The sequence below is a fragment of the Arsukibacterium sp. genome (assembly GCF_036735525.1).
In the GTDB taxonomy this organism is placed as follows: domain Bacteria; phylum Pseudomonadota; class Gammaproteobacteria; order Enterobacterales; family Alteromonadaceae; genus Alishewanella.
Genome location: NZ_DAINOE010000131.1, coordinates 1 through 4878, shown reverse-complemented (window position 1 = coordinate 4878; position 4878 = coordinate 1). Strand labels below are relative to the sequence as shown.

General features: G+C 46.6%; 3 protein-coding genes. All 3 read left to right on the top strand.

All coding sequences use genetic code 11. The features are described from left to right. Positions 1-301 precede the first annotated feature (301 nt). The 3 genes from V7D78_RS15950 (at position 302) to V7D78_RS15940 (ending at position 4603) form a co-directional block, all read left to right on the top strand. Positions 302-1468 (top strand): nucleotide sugar dehydrogenase, encoded by a 1167-nt coding sequence (locus V7D78_RS15950; RefSeq protein WP_333609447.1) that lies wholly within the window; start codon positions 302-304, stop codon positions 1466-1468. Positions 1469-1517: 49 nt separating this feature from the next. Beyond that, positions 1518-2426 carry a UTP--glucose-1-phosphate uridylyltransferase GalU gene (gene galU / locus V7D78_RS15945; RefSeq protein ID WP_333609446.1) on the top strand — a complete coding sequence of 303 codons (909 nt, stop codon included), beginning with the start codon at positions 1518-1520 and terminating at the stop codon, positions 2424-2426. A 137-nt stretch (positions 2427-2563) separates the two neighbouring features. Then, positions 2564-4603, top strand: a complete 2040-nt coding sequence (locus V7D78_RS15940) for a nucleoside-diphosphate sugar epimerase/dehydratase (RefSeq protein WP_333609445.1) — start codon at positions 2564-2566, stop codon at positions 4601-4603. Positions 4604-4878 lie beyond the last annotated feature (275 nt).

Sequence of the window (4878 nt, the reverse complement as noted above, 5' to 3'; positions counted from 1 at the left end):
ATTTTGATAAAAAAGCATTTATTAAAGACGTTAAGAAATTATTTAATGATGTTTGAAAAGTGCCAAATTTTTTCTTGGGGCTAATATTGTTTTTGTAGCATGTTTTAATTTATTTAAGCATCGTCATTGGTGATATTTTGAACATTCGGTTAGATCCCATGTCTGTAATATTGTTAATAAGGAATTCCGAGATAATAGGGTTTTCTAGTTCTGTAAGTTGATAACTACTTTGAAAACTCAAGGCCGGGTGATTTCAGATGATAGCGAAGAGGGTACAATGAGTATTAGTTCACAGGAAAAAATAAAAATTGCCATTGCCGGCACCGGCTACGTCGGATTATCTAATGCCATGTTGTTAGCTCAGCATAGTGTTGTGGTAGCAGTGGATATACTGCCGGAAAAAGTGGCGCTGTTAAATAACAAGCAATCACCAATTGAAGATAAAGAAATTAGTGATTTTTTAGCGAATAAAGCGCTCGATTTCACCGCAACTCTGGATAAGCAACAAGCTTATGCCAATGCAGACTATGTGATTATTGCCACGCCTACCGATTATGACCCTGAAACCAACTACTTTAATACGCAAAGTGTGGAGTCGGTAATCAAAGAGGTGATAGCCATTAACCCCAGGGCAGTGATGGTAATTAAATCGACGGTGCCGGTGGGCTACACCCAAAGCGCCCGCGAAAAATTTGGCAGCGATAACCTGATCTTCTCGCCGGAGTTTTTGCGCGAAGGCCGTGCCTTATACGACAACCTATACCCCAGCCGCATTATCGTTGGTGAGCAAAGCCCGCGAGCAGAGCAGTTTGCTGCGTTGTTACAACAAGGTGCCATTAAGCAGGGCGTACCTGTGCTGTTTACCGATAGTACAGAAGCTGAAGCCATAAAGTTATTTAGTAATACTTACCTGGCACTGCGCGTAGCCTATTTTAATGAGCTGGACAGTTATGCTGAAAGCCATGGCTTAAATTCCCGGCAAATTATTGAAGGTGTCGGCTTAGACCCGCGCATTGGCAACCATTACAACAACCCCAGCTTTGGCTATGGCGGCTACTGCCTGCCCAAAGATACCAAGCAGTTACTGGCCAATTACAAAGATGTGCCGAATAACATTATTCAGGCCATCGTAGAGGCCAATCGCACCCGCAAAGACTTTATCGCTGAAGCCATTATTAAGCGTAAGCCCAAAATAGTGGGCGTGTACCGGCTGGTAATGAAAAGCGGCTCTGATAATTTTCGGGCATCGGCGATTCAGGGGATTATGAAGCGCATTAAAGCTAAAGGCATTGAGGTAGTGGTGTTTGAGCCAGAGCTGAAGCAGGATGACTTTTATCACAGCCGGGTGATTCGTGATTTGGCGGAGTTTAAAGCGATATCCGATGTTATTGTGGCCAACCGGCAAAGTGACGTACTCAGTGATGTGACAGATAAAGTCTATACCCGGGATTTGTTTGGGAGTGATTAAATGGAGAGGATTCGCAGCTGCGAGTCACTTTTGAAAAATAAGGAAGACCATGAAAAAAAATACAGTACGCAAGGCGGTGATTCCGGTGGCGGGGTTGGGCACGCGTATGTTGCCGGCGACCAAAGCCATACCTAAAGAAATGCTGCCGGTAGTGGATAAGCCGTTAATTCAGTATGTGGTACAGGAGTGTATCGCCGCTGGTATTAAAGAAATTGTGCTGGTAACCCATTCGTCAAAAAACTCTATTGAAAACCATTTTGATAAGAGTTTCGAGCTGGAATCTATGCTGGAAAAACGCGTGAAGCGCCAGTTATTAGATGAAGTACAAGCCATTTGCCCTAAAGATGTCACTATTATGCATGTGCGACAAGGACAGGCCAAAGGTTTAGGCCATGCAGTGTTATGTGCATTACCGTTAATTGGTCATGCGCCTTTTGCGGTGTTACTGCCAGATGTGCTGATAGACAGTTATGACAGCGATCTCACTAAGCAAAGCCTGGCACAAATGCTAGCCATTTTTGATGCGTCGGCCGTTAGCCAGGTTATGGTGGAGCCGGTGCCGATGCATAATGTCAGTAACTATGGTGTGGTGGATGTTGAAGGGCATAACCTGGCCGCGGCCGAGTCAGTAAAAATGACGGGTATTATCGAGAAACCGGCTGTGGCAGATGCACCGTCTAATTTAGCGGTGGTGGGCCGTTATGTATTTTCTGAGCATATTTGGCCTTGCTTACAAAGAACGCCTATGGGCGCGGGTGACGAAGTGCAGTTAACCGATGCCATTGCCTTGTTAATGCAGCAGCAGCCGGTGAATGCTTACCATATTATTGGTCGCAGCCATGACTGCGGCAATAAATTAGGGTATATGCAGGCCTTTGTGGAATATGGCTTACGTGATGCCAGCTTAGGTCCGGATTTTAACGCCTGGTTGCGTTTGTTAGTTAATAAAACAGCATAAGTTGTTCCTTATGTAGTTAATTTTTATCACCTGGCATGACGTTAATGCTGGGTGGCAAGCGCTAAATGCTGCTATAATTTGCGTTTTAGCATTTAGTGTTAATGCCTGTAGTTAAATTTGCTTTGTTGGAGAGATAAATGCTGGCCATGTTGCTTGGCTTACCGCGCTCGGTAAAACGGATTATTTCAGTATGCGCTGATAGTGTGTTTTTAGTTACTTCACTGATGGCCGCTTACCTGTTAACCCAAAATGGTAATAATGCCAATGTGCCAGAAGTGGCCATATCATTTGCGGTAACCCTGCCCATTACCCTGTTTATTTTTACCAAGCTGGGTTTGTATCGCGCGGTGATCCGCTATATTGGCCAGCATGCATTGGGGGCGGTACTTAGCGGCATTGTAAGCAGTGCCTTTGTATTAGCCTTATTGTTTGCCTTTTTAGGTGTGCATGACAAAGGTAACCTGATTTTTGTTTATGCTCTGTTGGCACTGGTGACCTCGGGCGGTGTGCGTTTACTGGCCCGAATGTTTTTAATACAGCGTAATAATGGCCATAAAGAACGGGTATTGATTTATGGTGCCGGTTCGTCTGGCCGTCAGCTAGCCCAGGCATTATTGAATGGTGAGCAGTATCATCCGGTGATGTTTATTGACGATGATACTACTTTGCATCGCTCTACCATTTTGGGCATTCCGGTAGGCAGCCCATCTCAGATCACTAGCTTATTAAAGCTTAAAAATGTCGGCCGTATTTTACTGGCCTTGCCCTCGGCCAGCCGTTCACGCCGGCGTGAAGTGTTAGATGCACTGGAAGAGTTGCCTATACCGGTACAAACAATACCGGGTATGAGCGATATTGTTGATGGCAGTATGCGTATTGACGAGTTGCAGGACGTAAAAATTGAAGACTTACTGGGCCGTGATGCGGTAGCTCCCAATTTAAAGCTGATGCATGCCAATATCCGTCACAAGGTTGTTATGGTAACAGGGGCGGGCGGTTCTATTGGCTCGGAATTATGCCGGCAAATAATTAAATATGAGCCCAAAACCCTGGTGTTGTTTGAGTTGTCGGAATATGGCCTTTATGCGATAGAGCAGGAGTTGGCCGAGCTTATCCAAAGAGACAAATTAGAGATTGAGCTTGTACCGGTTATGGGTACTGTGCAGCGGCAAACCCGGCTACAAAGTGTAATGCAGGCCTTTGCGGTGCAAACCGTGTACCATGCAGCCGCTTATAAGCATGTACCCCTGGTAGAGTATAATGTGGTTGAGGGCGTGCGCAATAATGTATTTGGTACCTGGTACACGGCTGAAGCAGCCATCAAGGCTAATGTCGAAACCTTTGTACTGATTTCTACCGACAAAGCAGTGCGGCCGACCAATGTAATGGGCGCCTCAAAACGCCTGGCTGAACTGGTGCTGCAGGCTTTAGCGCAGCGCAGCCATCACACCCGTTTTTGTATGGTGCGTTTTGGTAATGTGTTGGGCTCGTCTGGCTCTGTGGTGCCGCTGTTTCGTGAACAAATTCGCAAGGGTGGCCCGGTAACCGTAACGCACAAAGATATTATTCGCTATTTTATGACCATACCCGAAGCCGCGCAGCTGGTGATCCAGGCTGGCGCCATGGGTAAGGGCGGTGATGTGTTTGTACTGGATATGGGGGAGCCGGTAAAAATAGCCGATTTAGCCCGCCGTATGATCCACCTGATGGGGCTGGAAGTGAAAGATGCGGTACACCCAAATGGTGATATTGAGCTGAAATTCAGCGGCCTGCGCCCGGGTGAAAAGTTGTATGAAGAGCTGTTGATTGGCGATAATGTGCGAAAAACACAACACAGCCGTATTATGGCCGCCGATGAAGCCTGCTTAAGCTGGCATGATATGCAGCAATTATTACAGCAGCTGGACATTGCCTGCGATGATTTTGCCGTAGAGCAGATTATAGAGCTGATCCGCTCGGCGCCAACAGAGTTTAATTATAGCTGCGCCACCAGTGACTTAGTGGTGCGGGCGGCCTGTGATGTGCAGGCTAACCCGGCACTGGCGGTGCCGCCGGTGCCACTGCGGACGAAAACAGTAGAAGCTGGGGGGGCAGCCGTATCAGCGTCAATAACATCAGTTGCAGTATCTGATGCTGTGGCGGCTCAGTTGAAAGATCATAAGGTCGTTGGTGCCTAAGGCGGCTTGCCAGGCTAGCGGGCCTTATAAAATGGGCTTTTGGTTAATTTTTAGGTTGAGTAAGTCGGGGCTTTAGTTTATGCTTACGCCTAATTGGATATTTTATTTACTTTGAGGGAATGTATGAAAAAATTAGTTATTGCGGCCATGGCTCTGGCATTGTCTGCCGGTGTTAATGCACAAACTGCACCAACTGCTCAAGCGAGCAGTACTGTGGCTTCTATTGGTGGTTTTACTGTAACAACCTTAACGGTAGTGGGTATTTCTGCTGCTGT

Excerpts from the sequence above, each read along its gene's own strand:
- galU (WP_333609446.1), top strand. The coding sequence starts at position 1,518 with ATGAAAAAAAATACAGTACGCAAGGCGGTGATTCCGGTGGCGGGGTTG.
- V7D78_RS15940 (WP_333609445.1), top strand. The coding sequence starts at position 2,564 with ATGCTGGCCATGTTGCTTGGCTTACCGCGCTCGGTAAAACGGATTATT.